Source organism: Armatimonadota bacterium (assembly GCA_013359125.1).
Taxonomy (GTDB): Bacteria; Armatimonadota; Fimbriimonadia; order Fimbriimonadales; family GBS-DC; genus JABWCR01.
In genome coordinates this window covers 71,978-91,606 of record JABWCR010000008.1, presented here as the reverse complement: position 1 = coordinate 91,606, position 19,629 = coordinate 71,978, and the positions used below count along the sequence as shown (strand labels likewise).

General features: G+C 59.5%; 20 protein-coding genes and 2 tRNA genes. 9 read left to right on the top strand and 13 right to left on the bottom strand.

From position 1 onward, the window contains the following. Positions 1–316: 316 nt before the first annotated feature. From HUU60_05760 to HUU60_05745, 4 genes are all read right to left on the bottom strand, one after another. Entirely contained in the window at positions 317–847 is a 531-nt protein-coding gene (locus HUU60_05760; protein ID NUL82216.1) for a PepSY domain-containing protein, read from the bottom strand. Position 848: 1 nt separating this feature from the next. After that, complete coding sequence (locus tag HUU60_05755; protein NUL82215.1) at positions 849–1,130, bottom strand: hypothetical protein; 282 nt, start codon at positions 1,128–1,130, stop codon at positions 849–851. Then, positions 1,127–1,852, bottom strand: coding sequence for a WecB/TagA/CpsF family glycosyltransferase (locus HUU60_05750; GenBank protein NUL82214.1), 726 nt, complete (start codon positions 1,850–1,852; stop codon positions 1,127–1,129). The genes HUU60_05755 and HUU60_05750 overlap by 4 nt, the downstream gene beginning before the upstream one ends. 222 nt (positions 1,853–2,074) lie before the next feature. Beyond that, complete coding sequence (locus tag HUU60_05745; GenBank protein NUL82213.1) at positions 2,075–2,530, bottom strand: zf-TFIIB domain-containing protein; 456 nt, start codon at positions 2,528–2,530, stop codon at positions 2,075–2,077. Positions 2,531–2,736: 206 nt separating this feature from the next. Between HUU60_05745 and HUU60_05740 the strand changes: the two genes are divergently transcribed. Genes HUU60_05740 through HUU60_05730 form a run of 3 tightly spaced genes read left to right on the top strand, consistent with a single transcriptional unit; the run spans position 2,737 to position 5,047 of the window. After that, a complete protein-coding gene (locus HUU60_05740; GenBank protein ID NUL82212.1) occupies positions 2,737–3,369 on the top strand; it encodes a hypothetical protein in 633 nt (210 codons plus the stop codon). After that, positions 3,370–4,230, top strand: coding sequence for a peptide chain release factor N(5)-glutamine methyltransferase (gene prmC / locus HUU60_05735; GenBank protein ID NUL82211.1), 861 nt, complete (start codon positions 3,370–3,372; stop codon positions 4,228–4,230). 43 nt (positions 4,231–4,273) lie between these two features. Further along, positions 4,274–5,047, top strand: coding sequence for a hypothetical protein (locus HUU60_05730; protein NUL82210.1), 774 nt, complete (start codon positions 4,274–4,276; stop codon positions 5,045–5,047). Here the strand turns inward: HUU60_05730 and scpB are convergent. Beyond that, positions 4,931–5,557, bottom strand: coding sequence for an SMC-Scp complex subunit ScpB (gene scpB / locus HUU60_05725; GenBank protein NUL82209.1), 627 nt, complete (start codon positions 5,555–5,557; stop codon positions 4,931–4,933). The two genes, HUU60_05730 and scpB, sit on opposite strands and share 117 nt — an antisense overlap. Then, the gene (hpt, locus tag HUU60_05720; GenBank protein ID NUL82208.1) at positions 5,554–6,090 is read right to left on the bottom strand and encodes a hypoxanthine phosphoribosyltransferase; all 537 of its coding nucleotides are present in this window, start codon (positions 6,088–6,090) and stop codon (positions 5,554–5,556) included. The genes scpB and hpt overlap by 4 nt, the downstream gene beginning before the upstream one ends. Before the next feature lie 72 nt (positions 6,091–6,162). Here hpt and HUU60_05715 point away from each other — a divergent pair, with 72 nt between their 5' ends. Next, entirely contained in the window at positions 6,163–7,392 is a 1,230-nt protein-coding gene (locus tag HUU60_05715; GenBank protein ID NUL82207.1) for a hypothetical protein, read from the top strand. 123 nt (positions 7,393–7,515) lie between these two features. On the opposite strand, the gene HUU60_05710 is transcribed toward HUU60_05715, so the two are convergent. Genes HUU60_05710 through HUU60_05700 form a run of 3 tightly spaced genes read right to left on the bottom strand, consistent with a single transcriptional unit; the run spans position 7,516 to position 10,823 of the window. Continuing rightward, on the bottom strand, positions 7,516–7,914 hold the full coding sequence (locus tag HUU60_05710) for a hypothetical protein (protein NUL82206.1): 399 nt from the start codon (positions 7,912–7,914) through the stop codon (positions 7,516–7,518). 31 nt (positions 7,915–7,945) lie between these two features. Beyond that, a complete protein-coding gene (locus tag HUU60_05705; protein NUL82205.1) occupies positions 7,946–9,160 on the bottom strand; it encodes a PDZ domain-containing protein in 1,215 nt (404 codons plus the stop codon). Between the two features lie 40 nt (positions 9,161–9,200). After that, the gene (locus HUU60_05700) at positions 9,201–10,823 is read right to left on the bottom strand and encodes an Hsp70 family protein (protein ID NUL82204.1); all 1,623 of its coding nucleotides are present in this window, start codon (positions 10,821–10,823) and stop codon (positions 9,201–9,203) included. A gap of 76 nt (positions 10,824–10,899) precedes the next feature. Between HUU60_05700 and hslU the strand changes: the two genes are divergently transcribed. Then, positions 10,900–12,321, top strand: coding sequence for an ATP-dependent protease ATPase subunit HslU (gene hslU, locus HUU60_05695; protein ID NUL82203.1), 1,422 nt, complete (start codon positions 10,900–10,902; stop codon positions 12,319–12,321). Positions 12,322–12,366: 45 nt separating this feature from the next. Here the strand turns inward: hslU and HUU60_05690 are convergent, their stop codons facing one another. Next, the gene (locus tag HUU60_05690; GenBank protein ID NUL82202.1) at positions 12,367–13,122 is read right to left on the bottom strand and encodes a hypothetical protein; all 756 of its coding nucleotides are present in this window, start codon (positions 13,120–13,122) and stop codon (positions 12,367–12,369) included. Between the two features lie 149 nt (positions 13,123–13,271). On the opposite strand from HUU60_05690, the gene HUU60_05685 reads away from it, so the two are divergent. Continuing rightward, a complete protein-coding gene (locus HUU60_05685) occupies positions 13,272–13,553 on the top strand; it encodes a 30S ribosomal protein S20 (protein ID NUL82201.1) in 282 nt (93 codons plus the stop codon). 66 nt (positions 13,554–13,619) lie between these two features. Here HUU60_05685 and HUU60_05680 read toward each other — a convergent pair whose 3' ends face one another. Next, the gene (locus tag HUU60_05680) at positions 13,620–14,909 is read right to left on the bottom strand and encodes a hypothetical protein (protein ID NUL82200.1); all 1,290 of its coding nucleotides are present in this window, start codon (positions 14,907–14,909) and stop codon (positions 13,620–13,622) included. Positions 14,910–14,978: 69 nt separating this feature from the next. Here HUU60_05680 and HUU60_05675 point away from each other — a divergent pair, with 69 nt between their 5' ends. Then, positions 14,979–15,707, top strand: a complete 729-nt coding sequence (locus HUU60_05675; protein NUL82199.1) for an HAD-IA family hydrolase — start codon at positions 14,979–14,981, stop codon at positions 15,705–15,707. After that, positions 15,652–18,423: a hypothetical protein gene (locus HUU60_05670; GenBank protein ID NUL82198.1), complete on the top strand. Its 2,772-nt coding sequence runs from the start codon at positions 15,652–15,654 to the stop codon at positions 18,421–18,423. Before HUU60_05675 ends, HUU60_05670 begins: the two co-directional genes overlap by 56 nt. A gap of 4 nt (positions 18,424–18,427) precedes the next feature. Here the strand turns inward: HUU60_05670 and HUU60_05665 are convergent. After that, positions 18,428–18,502: transfer RNA gene (locus HUU60_05665), tRNA-Met, on the bottom strand. An 8-nt stretch (positions 18,503–18,510) separates the two neighbouring features. Then, a tRNA-Leu gene (locus HUU60_05660) sits at positions 18,511–18,598 on the bottom strand. 176 nt (positions 18,599–18,774) lie between these two features. Between HUU60_05660 and HUU60_05655 the strand changes: the two genes are divergently transcribed. Then, a complete protein-coding gene (locus HUU60_05655; protein NUL82197.1) occupies positions 18,775–19,623 on the top strand; it encodes a hypothetical protein in 849 nt (282 codons plus the stop codon). Positions 19,624–19,629: the final 6 nt, after the last annotated feature.

The window sequence follows — 19,629 nt, the reverse complement described above, 5'->3', positions numbered from 1 at the left end:
CGGCTCGCGGGGACGCTCGCCCTCCCGGCCCGTTCTTTCGGCTCGCGGGGACGCTCGCCCTCCCGGTCCGCTCTTTCGGCTCGCGGGGACGCTCGCCCTCCCGGCCCGTTCTTTCGGCTCGCGGGGACGCTCGCCCTCCCGGCCCGTTCTTTCGGCTCGCGGGGACGCTCGCCCGCCCGGCCCGTTCTTTCGGCTCGCGAGGACGCTCGCCCTCCCGGCCCGTTCTTTCGGCTCGCGGGGACGCCGGCGGTACTTTAACAAATAGAACTTGACGGCTCTACTTCTGCTACGGACCAGGTCGGAGATTCGGTGTAACTTAGGGCTTCGTCTTCAGGCTGCGGCGATAGCGCCAGCGGCGAACCGCAGGCGTGAAGAACATCGACACGCCCGAAACGCCCAAAAAGAACAGGAGCAGTCCGACCGCAGGCAAGACCCACGCATGGGCAAAGTCGGCAAAGTAACTGAGGTCGTGGATATCCTCGGTCAATTGGTCCGTTCGATATTGGTTCGACAACACCTCGCCGGTCTTGCCGTCTACCTGCACCTCGCGGTAGCCACGCTTCGAAACGATCTTATAGACGTTTTTGCCGGGACGATAGTCGATCCGGTCGATGTCCTCTCTGCTCTTTAACTCTGGCAAGCCTATATCGAACGCTGCTTGCGCCGCCCGATCCACTGAAATCGCTTCGCTCAGGTTCTCTATCTCGTCGCCAGAAAGCGTCGGCGGCTGAACCCAATCCCACCTCGGTTTGTTCGCCAATAGAAAGCCCGTCGATGCGATTAGAATCAAGAATAGGCTGGAGACGAGGCCGGCCCAACGATGAAGCGATCGAAGTTTTCGATACATGTTAGATATTGGTACGAAACAGGAGCCACAAGGCCCCCATCAGCCAAACTGCGCAAACGAAGGCTCCCAACAGTCCTGCGATTCCCAACCACAAGATGTTGAACGCATTGCCTACAAATCCCAAACCGTAACCGCCCATAGTACCCAAAGCCGCGACAAAGGCCTGGATGCCGTACATCGCCCGAAACTTGGCGATGGGCTTGGCGCCGCACTGAGCGCAAGGGTCGTCGATACTCTGTGCAGGCGCCCGGCACTTGGGGCAATGAAGGGGCACAAGGCTCATCGCCCGCTCCTCAGCGTCAGGAGCACGAAACGGGGCAGATTGCTGACCTTCTTGATCTTGGACGGGTCTTGGATCATCCGCCAAAGCCACTCCAGGCTCCAGCGCTGCATCCAACGAGGCGCGCGTTTGATGGCGCCGGCAAAGACATCGAAACTACCGCCGACACCGGCATTGACCGCCGCTCCGATGGCTGCTTTATTCCGCTGGATAAAGCGTTCCTGCCTAGGCATCCCCATGCCGACAAAGAGGATTTGCGGCTTGGCTTCGGCGAGCGTTTGCACGACGGCTTCTTCCTTTTCGGGCGGGAAGTAGCCGTCGAGCGCGGCGACGATCTGGGCGCCCGGGTATTGGGCGTTGAGATTGTCGGCTGCCGCCTGAGCGATGCCTGGCTTGCCTCCTATGAAGGCGACCCGATAGCCTCTCTGGACGCACCGTTCCACTAGATCGACGCCCGAGACTCGCTCTTTGAGCGGAGTTCCCTTGCGCCGTGCCGCCCAGAGCACGCCCGCGCCGTCGGGGGTTACCAGATCGGCGGCGTTGACGAGGGCTTTGAACTCGGGATCGTTGGCGGCGATCACCAGCCCAGTGGCGTCTGCGGTTACAATCAGGCGGGGCTTTCCTTCTTGCACGAAGGTTTCTATCGCATCGAGGGTTTCGTTCATGTCGATGTTGCAGATGTTGACGCGGAGAAGTTCTATGGTTGCAAATTGGGCGAGCGCCATCCGCTAGATACTTTACCCGTTCTGGGGGCGATTCGTACTCAAAATTGTGCTACATTTTAGCGGATTCCCGTTCAATTGGGGCGTTGGGCCATTGCCTAGCGGCGCATTGGGGCCAGGCCTCTCGGCAACGACGCTATGAGCCGGCCGCCCGGAAGGGCGGCGTTTCAAAAGGCAAGCGGCCTTTTAGAAAGATGTAGCACAACTTTGAGTACGAAGTCTGCTCTACTTTCGAAACCGCAGGAAGTCGATCAGGCCGTTGACCGCCCGGGCGATGGGTCCGGTTTCTTCGATCTCTTTGGGCGCTGGGCCGATGGGAGAATTGTCGGTCTTAGCCTCGCGAAGGTAGTCGGCCATCTTGTTCAGCTCGCCGTTATCGATCCAGACGCCGTGACACTCGTCGCATCGATCGAGAGAGATGTCGGATTGGCCGGCAAAGGGATAAGGCGTCAGTTTGGTCTCGCATCGGGGGCATTTCAGTCCGCGCTCCCCATCGATCGTTGAGGCCCCCGGCTGAAAGTGCGCGTCCATCTGCATCATGGCCTCTGGCTCGCCCTGCAATATCAGCGAGAGTTCGCCATCGTCGAACCACAGACCCGCGCAATTGGGGCATGCGTCGATCATCGCCCCGCCAAAGTTCGTTTTGTTCAACTCAGCCCCGCAACCCGGACAAATCGACATTCTTGCAAACCTCCTGAGCCCTTAGTGTACCTATGGGCGGCCTTCGGGGAGAAAAGTATATTATAATTGTGGATATGAGCGCGACCCGAGCGCGTACGATCAATCTCTGGGCGCCACGATTGGGCAAGGACGATCCAGCGGTGGCGCTGCAAGAGTGCGTTGAGAAGGAGGACTTGAGCGGAGCGCTCCAGCCCTTGTTCGAGGCTATGCGTTGCGCCATGATTTTGCACTTTTTGGAGTTTGGGCCGTTGGCCGGAATCGGGGTGGAGAAGGAGGATTTTGCGCCGGAACGGCGCGGCGGCGCCGAGCACGATAACCCCTGGCAGCGAGAGATGGCGGCGGCGCGGCCTCAGATGGCTCGGTTTAGCGATTATGTGTCGGATCGTCGCCTGTCTGATTCGGGGCTTTATCAAGATTGGCTGGCACCAAGAAACCTTAAGAACGGAGCGATGATCGCCGCCGTGCGCGACGGACATCCCTTGGCTTGGATCACCTTTTATAAGGAGCGACGGGACGGCGATTTTAGCGAAGAGGAGATGCGGTTTTTGCGCGGATATCAGAGGCATTTTGACGCGGCGATCAATCGATTGGCGAGGGCGTCTCAATCGCAGGGGTTGGACCGTTTGATCGCGCAATGCGCTGAGGATAACGGGTTGAGCGCGAGAGAGTCCGAGGTTTTCGCCCTTCTTATCCAAGGTCGGACGAACGCGGAGATTGGGGCGCGACTGTTTATATCGGCCAGCACTGTCAAGGTGCACGTGGAGCGGATTTTGGCCAAGACGGGCGCCCGGTCGCGAGCCGAACTGGCAGCCCTTCTGCTGGCCAATTTAAGCCATTAGATGTCGGATTTTGCGCGCGATGCGGCCGTGCTGTTGGCGCATTTGGTCGGCGATGCTCAGGTTGCCGGCTCCTGGTTCGACGCTCGAGTTTTGGTTTCTCTAATCAGTGAAGGACGGTACGGCGAGGCTGTTATCGAGGCTCGACGGCTGGCTAGGACGCAGGCGGGCGCTGGGATCGTTGCCGCCGACGAGCGACTGATCGACTTGTTCGAGAGGTTGACGGCGGGCGAGCCTGCGGCCTATTTGACGGGCGAGCGATGGTTTTATGGGATGCGGTTCGAGGTTGGGCCGGGGGTTTTGATCCCCCGACCCGAGACGGAGTTGCTGGTGGAACTGTTCAAGGCGTTTGCGATTGGCAAAGAGGGGTTGGTTGTGGACGCCGGAACGGGGTCGGGTTGCGTTTTGGCGGGGGCGCTGAGCGTCGCGTCCGGCTGGCGAGGGATCGGGATCGATTCGTCGGCTGTCGCGCTGGAGTATGCTCGGCGCAATCTGGCTCGGTTTGAGGGGCGCTTCGAGCTGATTTGTTCGGATTGGCGGGATTGGCGGGGACGGGCGGATGCGGTTCTGTCCAATCCGCCTTATATATCGCTGTCCGAATATGAGGATTTGGACGAATCGATCCGGCTGTACGAGCCTCGCGAGGCGCTGGCGGCGGGTATCGACGGGTTGGACGCGGTGCGAGAGTTGGCGCCGTGGGCCTTGGGCGTTTTGCGCTCTGGCGGATTGTTCGCGTGCGAGATCGGGGCTGGGCAGGGCGAGGCGGCGTCAGAGATTGTGTCGGGGGCCGGTTTTGTGGATGTTCGGCTGCATCAAGACTTGGCCGGGCTGGATCGGGCGATTTCTGCATTTTTGCCGGGTTAGCAGGAACTTCCCTCCCTCTGGACTCGATAGGCCACAATATAGCATGAGGATTGGAACGGCTCTCTTCTTTGCTCTCTTGGCTATCTTGTTCTGGAGTTTTGCTGAAAACGCCCGGGCGCACGATGAGCCGCACCATTGGGACACGGTGCCCGAGGGACAGATGGGCGTCGGCATCATGCTCCGACTTAAGCCTAAAGATGCGCCGGACATCGGTCTTACGTCGGCGCCGGTCGGCCGGGTCGAAGCGAAGCTGCACGGCGCGGGAGAAAAGCCGATCGAGAAGGTTGCGCACGAAGAGGCGACCTTTGGCGAGTATGGCGTCGACTTTGCCATTGCCAAGGACGGCAAATATCCGATCGAGATCGATCTTATTACTGCGAGAGAGAAAGTCGGTTCGTTCAACTTTCCGCTTCAGGTGGAGGGCATGTCCGATTCGGAGTCGCCGTTGGCGCGAGCGGCTGTTTGGCGCATTCCGCCGATCCTGCTGATAGCGATCTTGGCCTATGTGCTGGCGTCGAGGGGCATGACGCGCAATCGGGGCTATCAGCTGGCCGCGCTCACCGCAGCGCTCATGATCGGTCTTTCTGTGTTCGATGCGTCCGGCGTCAAGATTGCGATCGGCGAAGAGGGCGTCAAGCAGTTTGAGGATGCGGTCGGCCAGTTTAACGTTATGGTCAGCCTGTTAGAGCCGAAGATCGAATCATCCGCTTGGATGGGCTTCTTGATCAACCTGCTCTACGCCGTGGGCGGGGCGATCGTCGTGGTCCTCAGCTATGGCATGGGCGCCGTCGCCGCGCTCAAACGCGACAACGGCTAGTGAATCGAGCGGCGGCAGATCGGTCAGATCGGCCAGGCCAAAGTAGTGCAAGAATTCGTCCGTTACGCCGTATATCAGCGGCCTGCCGGGCGTTGGCTTGCGTCCCCGTTCTTCAATCAGCCTTTTTTCTAGCAGAAGTTTGATCGAATGGCTGCTGTCGACGCCGCGCAGGGCGTCCACTTGGCTTTGAGTTACCGGCTGGCGATAGGCGACGATGGCCAAAGTCTCCACTGCGGCTCGGGTAAGGCGTCGAATGGGCGGGTTGAGCAGGCGGGCGCATTCTTCGGCATATTCGGGCTTTGTACTGAGCTGATAGCCGCCCGCGATGCGCGTTAGGCAGAGGCCGCCTTCGTTCTTAAGCCTTTCGGCCAATAGATTGAGGGCCTGCCTGATGGATTTGGGGTCGGCCAGGGTTGCTTCGGCGATGGCGTTCTCGGTCAGCGGCCCGTCGGCCACAAAGAGGACGGCTTGGATCGCGTCGGAGAGCCTTTCGGTGCTGGGCGAACTCATTTGACCATGCTCCTTTTAAGAAGGCCGATATAGGGGAGGCTGCGATATTGCTGCCGCCAATCTAGGCCGTATCCTACCAGAAAATCGTCCGGCGCGTCGAAGCCTTTGAAGTGCACCGGCGCGTCCACCAGCCGTCGTTGGGGGCGGTCTAGCAGCGAGCAGACCTTTAGGTCCAGCGGTCCGCGCCGCTCTAGATTGCGGCAGATGTAGGAGAGCGTCAGGCCCGTATCGATCACATCCTCGACCAGGAGCACGCGAACGCCCTCGATGGGGTCGTCCAGGTCTTTAACGATGCGCGCCTCGCCCGAGCGATCTTGCGCTGCATAGGGCAGAATAGAGAGATAGTCGAGCGTGTGGGGCACAGTCAGAGCGCGCGAGAGATCGGTCATAAAGAATACGCCGCCCTTAAGGATGGTGATGAGGCGGGGCGGATGGCTGTCATCGTACTCTTGATCGATCTCGGCGGCCAGTTCCTTTACGCGGCGGCGCAAGGTCTGCTCGGACAGCCAGACGCGCTCGATGGGTTCGGGCAACAAGATATCGGGCACGGGATGAGATTCGACGCAAGGGGTTGGGCATCCTGCTGGTGGGGGCATAATATAGGCATGGGGCCGAACGTTGACGACAGGGGTCAATTGTTCATCTATTTTGCTCGGGACGAGTTTGACTTAGAGGCGGCTATCTCGTCTTTGGCGCCGCAGATTGGCCGGGCTGCGCCGATGCTGGCGCACTGGCTGGAGCATGAGAATCGGAAGGTGCGCGAACGGGCTAAGCAGGTGCTTTTGGCGTTGGCCTCGCCCGAGATCTCTCTGTTAGTGGCCGAGCGCCTGGATCGATACTCGGCTTGGTTCGGCACAGTACAGAAGCCTCGCTATGTGGTGACTCAAGACAGCATGGCTCCCCAGATGGCACAGAACACCGTTCAAGCCTCCAAGGCGGTCAGCGCGCTCTGTTGCGATTACTTGGAAGTTCTTGTCGAGTGCGGAGGCGAACTAGCCCAGAAGAAGCTTTATGAAGCGCTTTTGTCTAACAGCGATCAAGTGGCGGCGAAGGCGGCGGAACTGATCGCGCGTTCCGACTTGGCGCCCGATGCGACCGCGATTGCGGCGGCGCTCAAGATGAGACAAGGCGCTCCGTGGAAGCGAGTTTGGAAGTCCGTTGTGTTCTTTGGCGCGGCTATCGGCCTTGGTCCGACCGTGGCAATCGGGGTGACTCTTGCGATATTGGCCGCCGATGCGGACGTCAAATTTCCTCAATTGTGGTGGGTCGGCGCCCTCGTCATTGGTTCCATCCTTGGATTGATCGCGCTGATTGCGCTGTTAACGGCGCGTCAGAAATGGAAGGCGTTTGAAGTTGCGGCGTTGAACGGATTGGCGATGCTGAAGACGCCCGCCGCGCTGGGTCCCCTCTTGGTGTGCTCCATCAAGCCGCAGGTGCAAAAGGAAGCCTTAGAAGCCTTAAATCCTCTATTGAGCGTCGTAGACCAGAGCAATGCGCCCGCTCTGGACGAAGCGGAGGACAGAGCGATGGCCGAACTGATCGCTGTCGGCGACCTTTCGTTAACTAAGGCGCTGTTGTCGATCGCGCCTTTGGTCGGCGGGATGGCTTTGGTCAAGGCGTTGAAAGCGCGTTTGGACGACTTGGATACGGACAAAAGGGAGATGGTGGAGAGCGCGCTGCCTGCGATCGAGGCGGGCGCGGTTAAGCGGGCCGAGGCGAGCGTACTGTTGCGGGCGACGACCGAGGAGCAGGACGCTGAGCAGTTGCTCCGGGCGTCGCAGCCGGGCGCCGAACAGGAGGACCCGAACACGCTATTAAGGAGCGGGGAGGGTTAGGCATCTTTGGTTCGAGCGACTGCCGCATATTGCGCTATTTCTTCGTCCGTCAATTCAGAAGGCGGCGCCAGTTCATAATGGCGCTCGTCAATCACGCGAAGGCCATCGCGGGTCTCTCTGAACTCAAACAATGCGATTTTGTTTGTGCCGAAGAACTGCGAAGCGATGGGGCGGCAGATAAGGGCAGGAAATTTCTCTGAGCAGAGGGCTATGTCTTGTCCAATTTGGATCGGGCGTCCAATCAGTCTTCACATGGCTGGCGAACGCAGCCATGGGGTTGGCTTCCATACCTACGGAATGGACGCCCAGGCGCTTGCACTCAACCAAGGTCGTGCCGGTGCCGCAGAATGGGTCGAGCACAGGACCTCTGGGAGAGAACTCGGCCAGGTATTGACGCACTAGGTGCGGCGGAAACGATAGTACAAAGCGATACCATTGGTGGAACGGCAGATCGCTTTTAAGAATCTTGTTCGCATCGGACGACTGGGCGATGACTTCCTTGGGGTAGATGTTGCAATCCATTGTCGATACAAAAGTCTACCCCAATGTCGCGTCATTCCCCTTTCAGCTTTTTGACGGCGGCTTGGACGACCGGGTCGTCGGCGGTCGTGGCTCGGCCGGTCGCCTCCACGTCGGGCACGATGGGATTTTTTTCCAATCTTACGCCTTTGATGCTGACGTAGTCGCTGACCGGGTATTGGATGGCAAAGCCGTGCGGAAGCCTGCCGAACACTGAAGCCAGCACTGCGCCTGCCGACTTTTGGCCGATAACGGGGGCGCCGCCGACCTCTCGAAGCGCTTGGGCAACGATCTCGGACGCGCTGGCCGAGCCGCTATTGATCAGGACGGCAATCTTGCCCGGATAGTGGTCGATCAGGCCGTATCGCGTGCGCACTTTGCGCTCGGTCCATTCGGCGATCGCCGCCGGATCGGTCGCGGGCTTTTCGGTCTCCTCGGCGTATTGTTCGGCCGTGCGGCGATTGATAAAGGCGCCCACTGCCTTGTCGGGCGGCAACAGAATGCTGATCAGGTGGTTGAGGCTGGCGGTGGAGCCGCCGCCGTTGGAGCGCAGATCGAGGAGCAGATACTTGGCTTTAGGCCGCGCTTCCTCGACAAAGCCTTCTAGGAGTTGTCGATTGTATCCGGTGGAGAAGGTGTGGACCTTCAGCAATGCGGTTTCGTCGTCCAGCCATGATAGGAAGTCGGTGCGAACACGGCGATACTCTTTGACTTCTAAGGAGACGGCCTTCTCTTCGCCCATGCTCATTTTGATCTTCAGTTCGACTTTGGCGCCCGCATCGGAGGGCAGGTCTTCGGTCGATTCGGGCTTTTTTCCGTCGATCGCGAGGATAACGTCGCCCTGTTTGAGCCCGGCCTCCATTGCCGGACTGTCCGGCGCGACTGTTAGGACCTCGAGGCCGTCCGCTACTTCCTTCACTCGCAAGCCCACGCCAATGGTCGTGGTTCGTGTTCTCAGTTCGGCGGCTCGGGGCGTTTGGAGGCGAATGTGGCTCATGCCAAAGTCGCGCAGGGCGCGGTTGACCGCGTTGACGAATTCGCCTTGAGTCTTGGCCTCGTCTACCTGCTCTTGGCGTTTGGCCAGGTATTCGGGCCACTTAGAAAAGTCTGCGCCGGGTACAAAGGCGCGCTCGGCCAGAATCCGATTGACCTCCTTGAGGACTTCGGACTTGACCTCTTCGGTGATAGGCTGTCCGAACGAGACGCTCAGCAACAGAAGCAAGAATGGCGCAAGGATCAGTTTTCGCATGATTCAAGTACGCTCCAGATGGCTTTAGGTTCGCTTCGAATTATCGAAGCTGGACAACTCGTTCTTCTTTCTTGATCGTCCGATGCGCGAGCAGATCGGTTATGGTTACGATCAGGTGCCGCTGTTCGTCGATGGCGAACTCGATTCTTAGTCTGGGCCGCTTGCCATCTCCCGGCGGCGATACGCGAACGATCTCGCCCGCGTTCAGACATATTATGCCCGTATCTTCCTGTTCTGTATCAGGAGTCCAGTAAAGTCCTTCGTTTCGGCGGGACCAGGGCACGCTCCTGCGTCCGCTGTAGCCTACTTCGTAGATGGGCAGTCGGAACTCGGTCTGCCCGGCTCCTAGCGTGTAGTATCGAGAGGCGAGGGAGCCGGTCGTCGGGTAGCGCGTACCGCGCGGCGCGAGCAGTTCGTATTCAGAGACGTTGGCTTTTTCGTTGTAGAGCCGCATTGCGTAGTCGTGGTGGACGATCTGATCGACCAGGGCGCCCGCTCCAAACACTGCCGCGCCCTTGACGACCGCATCGAAGGGGCTGTCCCACCAGACCGTATGCACGCCGAAGCGCTCCATCAATCTTTGCCGAACCTGGGGCAAGAGCGTGGAGCCGCCGACCGGCAGCACGGCCTCGATGCCGGAGCTGGGGATTTGGTGGCGCAGCCAGAGGTCGTCCAAAGTTTGCTCGAGCACTTGGTCGATCCGGTCGTATAGGCCTTTTTCGACGAGCAACGCCTCGAACTCTTGGCGGTTCAGTTCGGCGCAGACGCCTTCTGAAATCGGGATTGTGAAGGGCGCCTTTGTATCGTCGTGCGAAAGGTAGATTTTGGCTTCTTCGGCCAGGGATCGCGCCAAGAGCTCGAAATTGCGGCCGCTGGGCAGGCGCTTGACCAACTCCTCGAAAACCCATTCGTCGACGACTTTGCCGCCAAAATCGATCAGGCCGCGGCCGGCCAAGACGGAGGAGTGATTGCCCAATCCGTGCGGCGCCTTGGCGTGAGTCTGCACCACGGCGGCATTGAGCGTGCCTCCGCCAAAGTCTAGGACGAGGATGGTGCGATCTTGGCTCAGATCGACGCCATAGCCCATTGCGGCGGCGACAGGCTCGTCTAAGATCATAAAGCGGCGAATGCCGAGGCGAGCCGCCATGCCGCCCAATTCGCGCCGATACGGCTCGTGGCACTCGATCGGCACGGTCATGGTCAGTTGGGTGATGGGGTGCGTGCGCAGAAGGCGTCGAATGAGCTTTCGCCAGCCTTTGACAGTGGTCGGCCCCATGTGTCGAAGGGTTGCTGCGAGGAGAGTCTCTAAGAAGAGCAGCGCCGCCTGTCTGGCTGTAACCTTTTCGCCGTCGATCTCGGCAACTTGGCCGGCGCCATCGCGCAAGAGGACGGGCTTAACGCGGTCGGACCAGTTCTTTTGGCCATAGGCTTGCACGGCGCCCGCTATCTCTCTGGCCGAGAGCGCTTGAAAACCGATGCAAGCGCGGGTTTTGGAGAGAAAGTAGATGACGGATGGGACTTGGGGCGTGTTCCAGGTCGGCTCGCGGACGGTCAGTTCTGGAATCTCCATGCATTCGGCGGCGTAGCCGTTCCATCGGGCGACCAGGGTGTTGGTCGATCCAAAGTCGACCGCCAGATGCTGAATCTGTTTTGCTTCGCGCATTGGGAACGCTTAAGTATACGCAGTCGGCGCAATCCTGGTAGAATCTTGGTTCGCCGTTCCCTTCGGAGGACCCTAAATGGAAGTCCCTATCGAGGATCTGACCCCAAAGCAGATCGTCATTGAATTAGATAAGTTTATCGTCGGCCAGAACAAGGCCAAACGAGCGGTCGCCGTAGCGCTTAGGAACCGATACAGGCGCCAACTGTTGCCTCCCGAGCAGCGCGAGGAGATATTGCCCAAAAACATCCTGATGATCGGGCCGACGGGCGTAGGAAAGACGGAGATCGCGCGACGGTTGGCCCATCTGGTGCGCGCGCCGTTTGTCAAAGTCGAGGCGACCAAGTTTACCGAGGTGGGGTATGTCGGTCGGGATGTCGATTCGATCGTTCGAGATTTGGTGAACGTATCGGTTCGGATGGTCGAGACGGAGAAGATCGGGCAAGTTCGCGAGGCTGCCGAAGAGAGGGCGTTGGAGCGGATCATCGATTCTTTAGGCATATCGCGTCGGCATAGGCGGCGAAAAGAGGCCGCTCAGCCTTTAGAGCGGATGTTGCGCGAGGTGATCGGCGCGATGGACGATGACGAGGAGGCAGAGGACGAAGGCGAAGCCTCTCGATTGCGCCGCGCCCGGGCGACCGTTCGGGATCAAGTCAGGAGCGGCGCGCGCGACAGCGAGACCATCGAGATCGAGGTCGATGAGCCGATGTCGCCGTTCTTTCAGGTGTTCTCGCCGCAAGGCATCGAGGAGATGAGCCTTGATTCGGACGGCGCGACCAATCCTTTTATCCCAAGAAGCAAGACCGCTCGGACGGTTACGATCGGCGAGGCAAAGGAGCTGCTGTCTCAAGAAGAGGCGAGAAAGATGATCGACCGGAGCGCGGTGGTGCGCGAGGCGGTCTTTCGAGCGGAACAGACTGGAATCGTCTTTTTAGACGAGTTGGACAAGATTGCCGGAAGAGAGCGCGGAAACGGGCCGGATGTGAGCCGAGAGGGCGTACAGAGAGACCTCTTGCCCATCATCGAGGGCGCGACGGTGGTTACCAAGTTTGGCCCTGTGAGGACGGATCACATTCTTTTTATTGCGGCGGGGGCGTTCCACGTTTCCAAGCCGTCCGACTTGATTCCCGAGCTTCAGGGCCGGCTGCCGATTCGGGTGGAGCTGGAAGATTTGGGCCAACTGGAGTTTGAGCGCATTTTGAGGGAGCCGGAGAACGCTTTGACCAAGCAGTACCAGAGACTGTTGGGCACCGAGGGCGTACGATTAGAGTTTACCGAAGACGGGATCGACGAGATCGCTCGATTTGCGGCGGAGGTCAATCGTCAGACGGAGAACATTGGGGCCAGGCGGTTGCACACGGTGATGGAGCGGTTGATGGAGGACATCGCGTTTGCCGCGCCCGATCTGCCGAGCATGGACATTACGATCGATGGGACGATAGTACGGGAGAAGATCGGCTCGGTGGTAGAGGATTTGGATTTGAGCCGTTACATTTTGTAAAGAAGTCAGGACTGGCTTGCGGCCAGCCCTGACTGTGCGACTTTGTTAGTTGAGCGGAGGTCGGCCAGCGCCGCCTCGACCGCCAGGGCCGCCCATCATGCCGCCGCCCATCATGGGTCGGCCGCCTTCCCACTTAAAGGGAACGCCCTGCATCTTGGTCCACTGGTCTTTTTGGGCCGGAGTCAGGACGGCCAGCACGCGCTGTTCGGCTTTGGCGCGCATCTCGTCCATCATCTTCATCATCTCTTCTCGTCCGCCCTCTTGGCGACCGCCGCGGAACGATTCCATGGCTTGCTCGCGCATTTCGTCCTGCACGCCGCGGATTTTGCTCTGCTGCTCGGTCGTTATGTTCAGCTCTTTGGCGATTTCGGGCCGCAACAACGCCATGGCGCCTTGAGCCTGAAGTCCTAGTTCCTTAAGGCGATTTCGCTGAGACTCGGTCAGAATGGCGTCCTGCTCTTTGCGATTCTGCTCTTGCGCTTTCTGCATGGCCTCTCGTCGCTCTTCGGGCGACAGATTGGCGAAATCCTGCATTCGGTTGCGCTGGCCTTCTCGCAGTTTCTGCATTCGGCTCAACTGATCCTCGGTGATCTTCAACTCTTTCTGCACGTCGGGGCGATTGATGAGCTGTCCGCCCATTCCGCCCTGTCCAAACTGGCCGCCGCGGCCGCCGCCCGGAGGCTGCGCGCCGATGCCCTCGCGCTGACGGTTGGCTCGGTTGCCCTGCTGTCCTTCGCCCTGGGCGAACCCCATGCTAACGAGCGCAATTAGGGCTGCCATAAGCATAAGCTTTGACTTCATTAGAGATTCCCTCCCGATCGATTCGGAGATTTGATAGTAATTATGACGAACGATCGCCCCAATGGTTCAATTCCGGTTCCACGCCGCCCAAAGTAGGGGTATATAGGGGTATAATAGCCCGCTAATCCATTCGCAAGGAGGTAAGAGCCATGCCCAATCTCAAGTCGTCCAAGAAGGACGTAGAGCGCAGCCAGATCAAGAAGGCCCGGAACACGGCCGCCAAGTCGGCGATCAAGACCTTCATCCGTAAAGGCAAGGAAGTCGCCGGCACGGGCGATGCGGCCGCGACCGCCGAGTCGGTCAAGAAGGCTGTCAGCGCGCTCGACAAGGCCGTCAAGCGCGGCATCGTGCACAAGAACACGGCAGCGCGCAAGAAGTCTCGACTGATGCTGGCGATCAACAAGAAGCTGGCAAAGGAAGGAAAATCATGAGCGACAAGCCTGCAGAACCGGTCCGTAGACCGTAGGGACGGGCTCAACACCCGTCCCTTCTTCATTTTACTTCTTGATGTAGGTCCCCTTCTGCTTGCCGTATTCTTGTTCCGATTGCACAACCAGCGACAAAACGTTGCCCGTTTCGCGCAGTACGAGCGTCGACCGGACTCGATCGTTGCCTATCCGTTCGAGGTTGATCGTGATGGTGTTGCCGCTTCGGTTCCAAGTCCCCTCGTGATCGACCGACTTGAATCGGTCGAAGTAGAGCAGCACGGTACCGAGAGCCTGCACATCGGCGACCGTGGCCGTGAAGGTTCCTTTTGACGGATAGGTTTGCACCAGCGCCTCGGCGTTGTCTCGAAGTTCGATCAATCGGACGACCTCGCGTCCCGAGGGCGATTTGAAGGTCTCGTAGTATCGGCCTAAGATGGTTGGTTGACTGCCGCCGCCCGACCCGTTCCATCCTCCGCTCGCGTAGATTTGCACTCTGCGGTTTTTGCCCAGGCGCATCTCGGCTGTGCCGTAGTTTCGGCGATCCGACCTTGTCGCTCGCAGTTCGGCGCCTGTTCTTTCGAACTCAAATTCAGATCGCACCGACATTCGATTCGGTTCGAGCCGGTCAAAGACGACCTTAGCACGATTGCGCTCGATGCTCCATGCGCCTTGATGCGTGACAGCGCGTCGCTCTGCGATGTTGCCCAGCAGGCTTCCGTAGTATTCTCTTGCCCGGTTGCTCTCTACCGGCCTTTTGCGCGTATATTCCGACCGGAGTTCCGCATCGCCGCCTCGGTTCAACTTAAGGGTTCGCACGATGGAGTAATGCTCGTTCGGATCGGGGCTAAAGAGCTCGACGCTGTACGTGCCTTCCCAATCGCGATCGGTCGCAGCGTCTTCAAACCAGTTGTTGCCCACATCAAAGCGGAGCGATTCGCGACCGTAGATTCCGCGGTCTTGGGTGGTTGCGGTCATCTCGCGCCCGCGCTTTTCAAAGACCAGGGTCGTGTTGACCGTCGATTGGCGATTGCCCGCACGGAAACTAGTCAGCTGAACTCGGAGTCGGTTTCGATCTTCGCTCCATTGTCCCGTGTGGGCGCCCGGGCCGCTGGCAATGACGTCGACGATTAGATTGCCGAAAACGACCTTGGCCGCGTTGATGTTGTTGGGCGCGGAGCCTCTGAGCGCGGTCGTCAGAATGGCCGAGCCGTTCTTCTCGATCTTGATCTCGCGGCGCACGGTATAGGTGCGTCCTTCAATGCTGCCGCGCTGGTCCCAGCGATATGTGCCGTGAACGTCGGAATGGGCCAGGATCGCCGTTAAGGCCAGGCCGACAATCATCGTTATCTTCGTTTTCATATTTTCCTCCGTGATCGACAGTTAGACGTTCAGCCGTCCCGTCCTATTATGGTATACTCGAACCCGTTAATGAACGGATCGATCCGAGCGGTATGCTTCGACGTCGACGGCACATTGATCGACACCGTTCAACTCATCCTTCAATCCCTGCGCCATGCATACCGATTCGGCCTTGGCCGCGAATTTTCCGATGAAGAACTTCGACCGCTGATCGGCATGCCTTTAGACCCTCAGATGCGGTATTTTGACCATCTATCGTCGGCGCCGCTGAACCACGAATCGATGGCGCAGGAAGAGATGGCCTACTTCGAGGCGAACAAGCATCTGGAGAGAATTGTGCCGGAGGCCGTCGAAGCGCTGAAGGCCGCTAAGCATTCTGGTCGCAAGACCGCGCTAGTAACATCCAAGAATCGAGCCGAACTGGCAACAGCGCTCCCAAGACTCGGCGTCGCCGAGCAGCTGGACGCCATCGTGGGATGCGACGATGTCCCAAGACCTAAGCCCGCGCCCGATTCGATGCAGGAGGCCATGCGCCGCCTGAACGCCGATCCCAAGGAGACGATCCTAATCGGCGACACCCTTTACGACCTGCGATGCGGCAGAGAGGCGGGAGCCCGCGTCGCCGCCGTCGGATGGGGAGCCGGCACGCGAGAAGAACTGACAGCTTTTGAACCAGAGTTCTTCTTTGAAGCCCCGGCTCAATTACTAAACTGGATTAAGGAACTCCCGCCGATTGAACCCAATGCCAAGAAAAAAGAAGACCGAGCAAGAGCCGTCGCCGCAAGCGACGCCCGTTGAAACCGAAGCCGTTAAGATAGAGGAGCCCAAGAAGAGGACGACGAGGGCGAAGAAAGCCCCGCAAGCAGCAGCAACCGAGGCCAAACCGGCCAAGCGGGGCCGCACAAAGAAGGCGGCTGAAGAACCGGTTGCCGAGGCGGTCGTCGCGCCGGAACCTGAGAAGAAGACTCGAAGGCCGGCGACCAAGAAACCGGTCGAAAAGCCGGAGCCGACGAAGGCAAAGCGCAAGACCGAGGAGCCAGCGGTCGAGCCAGAGCCCAAAAAACCCGCAACAAGAACTCGCAGAAGAGCCCAACCCAGGCCAGAGCCCAAGCCCGAACCGCCCAAGGTTTCGCGCTTCCCCGTCGCCAAGGTCGAGTTTGTCGGCGGCGCCGCGATGCTCAAAGTCGGCGAAGAGACCCTCCCGCCGTTCATCTTCTTTGGCTATTACGACGATAGCGAGACGGAAGAGAGGGTTTGGAAGCAGGTCGGCCAGGCAGTGAACGCTGGGCTCAAGGTCGTATCGTTTCTGATCCCTGTTCGATCGGCTCGCACTGGCGGCAGCGACGCGCTAGCGTCGATCAAGAAGGCTACGACAAGGCTGGTCGAGTCGCATCCGGATGCCTACGTCATATGGCGACTGGTGCCGACGCCCCATGCAGAGTGGCAGGCCGACTATCCCGAAGCGGTCATGCGTTTGGCGGACGGCACGGTCGGACCGCCCTCGGTCTGCGCCGATCGTTGGTGGGAAGAGATCGAGCGCGCGCTTGTCGAGATCGGCGAGGGATTGGAGGAGTGGGAGCACGGCGATAGGACATTGGGCTTTCACTTGGACCGCGGCGAGTGGTTCTATTCTGAAGACGGGGGATACGATGCCAGCGGCGCGGCGCTGATTCGCTTTCGGCAGTGGGCGCGCAAGCGATATGGCGACGACGTTGTGCGATTGCGGGCTGCTTGGCACGACGGCAGCGTTACGTTCAACACGGTCGGCATCCCGCCCTACAAGTCCGGGTTTCAGTCGACGGAGCCTCATCTTTATGAAAGCCGCCGCGAGCGGCGATGGATCGACTATCACATGTTTTTGTCCGAAGCGACGGCGACTCGGATCACGGCGTTGGCCGCCGTGCTGCGAAAGGCGTCCCGCAACCGTTGCGCGATCGGCGCGTCGTATGGGTATTCGTTCGAGTTTGGGCATCCGCACTCGGGGCATCTTGCTCTGCACGTGCTGCTCAACAGCCCGGACATCGAAATCATCTCGGCGCCGCCCTCCTACAAGGATCGGCAGCCAACCGGCGCCGCGCCATCGCCCGTTCCGGTCGATTCGGTCGCTCTGCACGGCAAACTGTTCGTATCGGAAGAGGATTTTGCGACGCCCTTTGGCGTCCGGCACGTAGACGAAGACTTCAATCCGCCTCTGCGAACCAGCGATGCGGTCGCCGCTTGCCACAAGCGCGGCATCGGAGCGGCAGTCGCCCACGGCGCCGGGGTTGCATGGATGGACCTATGGGGCTTGGGTTGGCTGAACTATCCTGAGATTTGGGAACGAGCCAGGCAACTGATAGAGCTTTGGAAACTGCGGTCCTTGGCGCCATTGACCCCGCCGGACGTGGCGATTATCGTTGACGAAGGCAGCGTCGCGCACAATCGAGTCGGATCCAACCTGATGCGGAACATGCTGGCGACCGCGCGCGAATCGGCGCACCGGTGCGGGGCTTCGGTCGGATTTTATGTCATGCGCGATCTGATGCGCGACGAGTGGCCGAAAGCGACGCTTTACGTCTTTCTCAACGCCTGGAACGTCCGGCCTGATGAGCGAGCCGCCATTCGCCAGCGGTTACAGCGAAGCGGTCGCACTTTGGCCTGGATCTATGTCGGCGCGCTCTACGAGAATCATCGGCTGGCGCTGGAGGCCGCCCGCGAGACAACGGGCATCGCCCTGGCCAAACAGCCGTGGGCGAGCTCTCAGGGAACTCAGATTCTGGACAAGCGACATCTCTTGGCCCAGTACTTGGACGGAGACCGCATCGGCAGCGTCCAGCGGTTCGACCCGTCGTTCTATGCTCTGCCCAACGGCGCCAAGGTGATCGGCGAATATATCGATACGGGCAATCCATCGATGGTGGCCAAAGAGTACAAGGATTGGAAGGCCGTGTTTGTGGGCGAGCGCACTTTGAGTCTGAGCTTATTGCGCGGTCTGTGCGCCTATGCGGGCGTTAAGACGATGTCTGCGACGGACGACGTGCTGGTGGCCAGGCCGCCGTTCGTTACCATCCATGCGGCCAAGTCCGGCGAGAAGCGGTTGCGATTTGCCGATCTCCAGACTTTGTACGATGTCGAGGCCGAGACGATGGTCGCCATCGAGACCAAGGAGTTTGCCTTTCAGATGGCGGAGGGCGAAACGCGCATCTTTCTGGTCGGCAGTCAGGAGCAGGTGGAATCGCTGCTGCACGGCGAACCGATCGCCTATCCGATCAAGGTCGAAGCCGAGCCCGATCAGAAGCGCGAGCCTCGCCCTAGGCGAGATCGCGATCGCAAGCGCCCAAGAGATCGAATCGATAGCGGCGAAGCGGCAGTGGTCAATTGGCGGACCTCGCCCAAAGCCGAGGAGCCGAAGGCCGCGGCGCCGCCGGCCAATCGCCACAAGCCGCCGAGACGCAACCGCGGCCCGGAGCGGCCCCCTAAGGCCGAACCGGAAGCCGAAGAACTGACCATCATGTGGCGAAAGCCTGGGGAATAGTCGTTGGTAGCGGCGGGCGGACTTGAACCGCCGACCCACCGGGTATGAACCGGTTGCTCTGCCACTGAGCTACGCCGCCACGAAGTTTGGTGCGGAAGGTGGGACTCGAACCCACACGGGGTTATCCCCCACTAGGACCTGAACCTAGCGTGTATACCAATTTCACCACTTCCGCGCCAGGCAAACTTTATTATACCCAGGCGAAACCGCGGACCTTAGGGCGTTTGGCCAGCCTGAAGAAAACTTGACAACCTGCGTATAATACCAGGTAGAGGTTTTTCGAAAAGGCCTCGAGTTTGGTATTTAATTTCTTCTGCCGCGACGCGAAGATGTGCCTGCGAGGTGGGTTCTATGAGCGTCGTAATGTTATCGAACGAACAGGTTTTTAGCGTGCTGAGAACGCTCTCGGCGCGGCGGGCGGACCTCTTTCAGATTGAGTCCCTTATCCCCCAGTTGGCGCAAGCGATGAAGGCGCCTTGCAGCAATCTGGCTGATGCGCGCGATGCCTTGGCCGACCCCTATTTGGCCTTTCGCGCCATGATCGGGCATTACGCCTTTGCCAAACGAGGCAAAGATCGGCACGAGTACGCCGCGCTGGCTGTGGAAGCTTTAGACGATCCGATGCCCAATGCCAACGAGTTCGCCGCGCTCCTGGCAGGCGGTCATGCGGGCGATCGACTCTGGCAGTCGTTTGCGGCGGTCTGCACTAGGCACAATCGCAAAGTCAACGAGCAGCTGAATAGGGGCGTGTTTGAAGGCTTGGGCGACTTTGCGACCGAAATCTATCAATCTGACGGCATTGGGAATATCTGGACGACCCTGCTCGAATCGATCATGCGGCGCGGGCGCGCCGAACCGGTCTACCATCAGATCGTCAACATTCGAGGGATCGGCCCCAAGGTCGGCTCGCTACTGTTGCGAGACATGGTGGCCATCTATCAGATGGAAGATCGCATCGAGCCGATCGATTATCACTATCTTCAGCCTGTAGACGCCTGGACGCGCAAGGCCGGCCCTATCCTTTCGAGCGAGATTTGCGAGGGGGCGCCAGACTGGATCGTTGCGGGTAAACTTGCCAAACTGTGCCGGAGAAATCGAGTGAGCGGCGTGCGATTCAGCCAGGGAATGCAGTACTTGGCGGTCTCCGAGGTGCAGAACATCCACCTGCTGCCCGCGCATCTAGAGCGATTAGCGACTTAAGGGTTG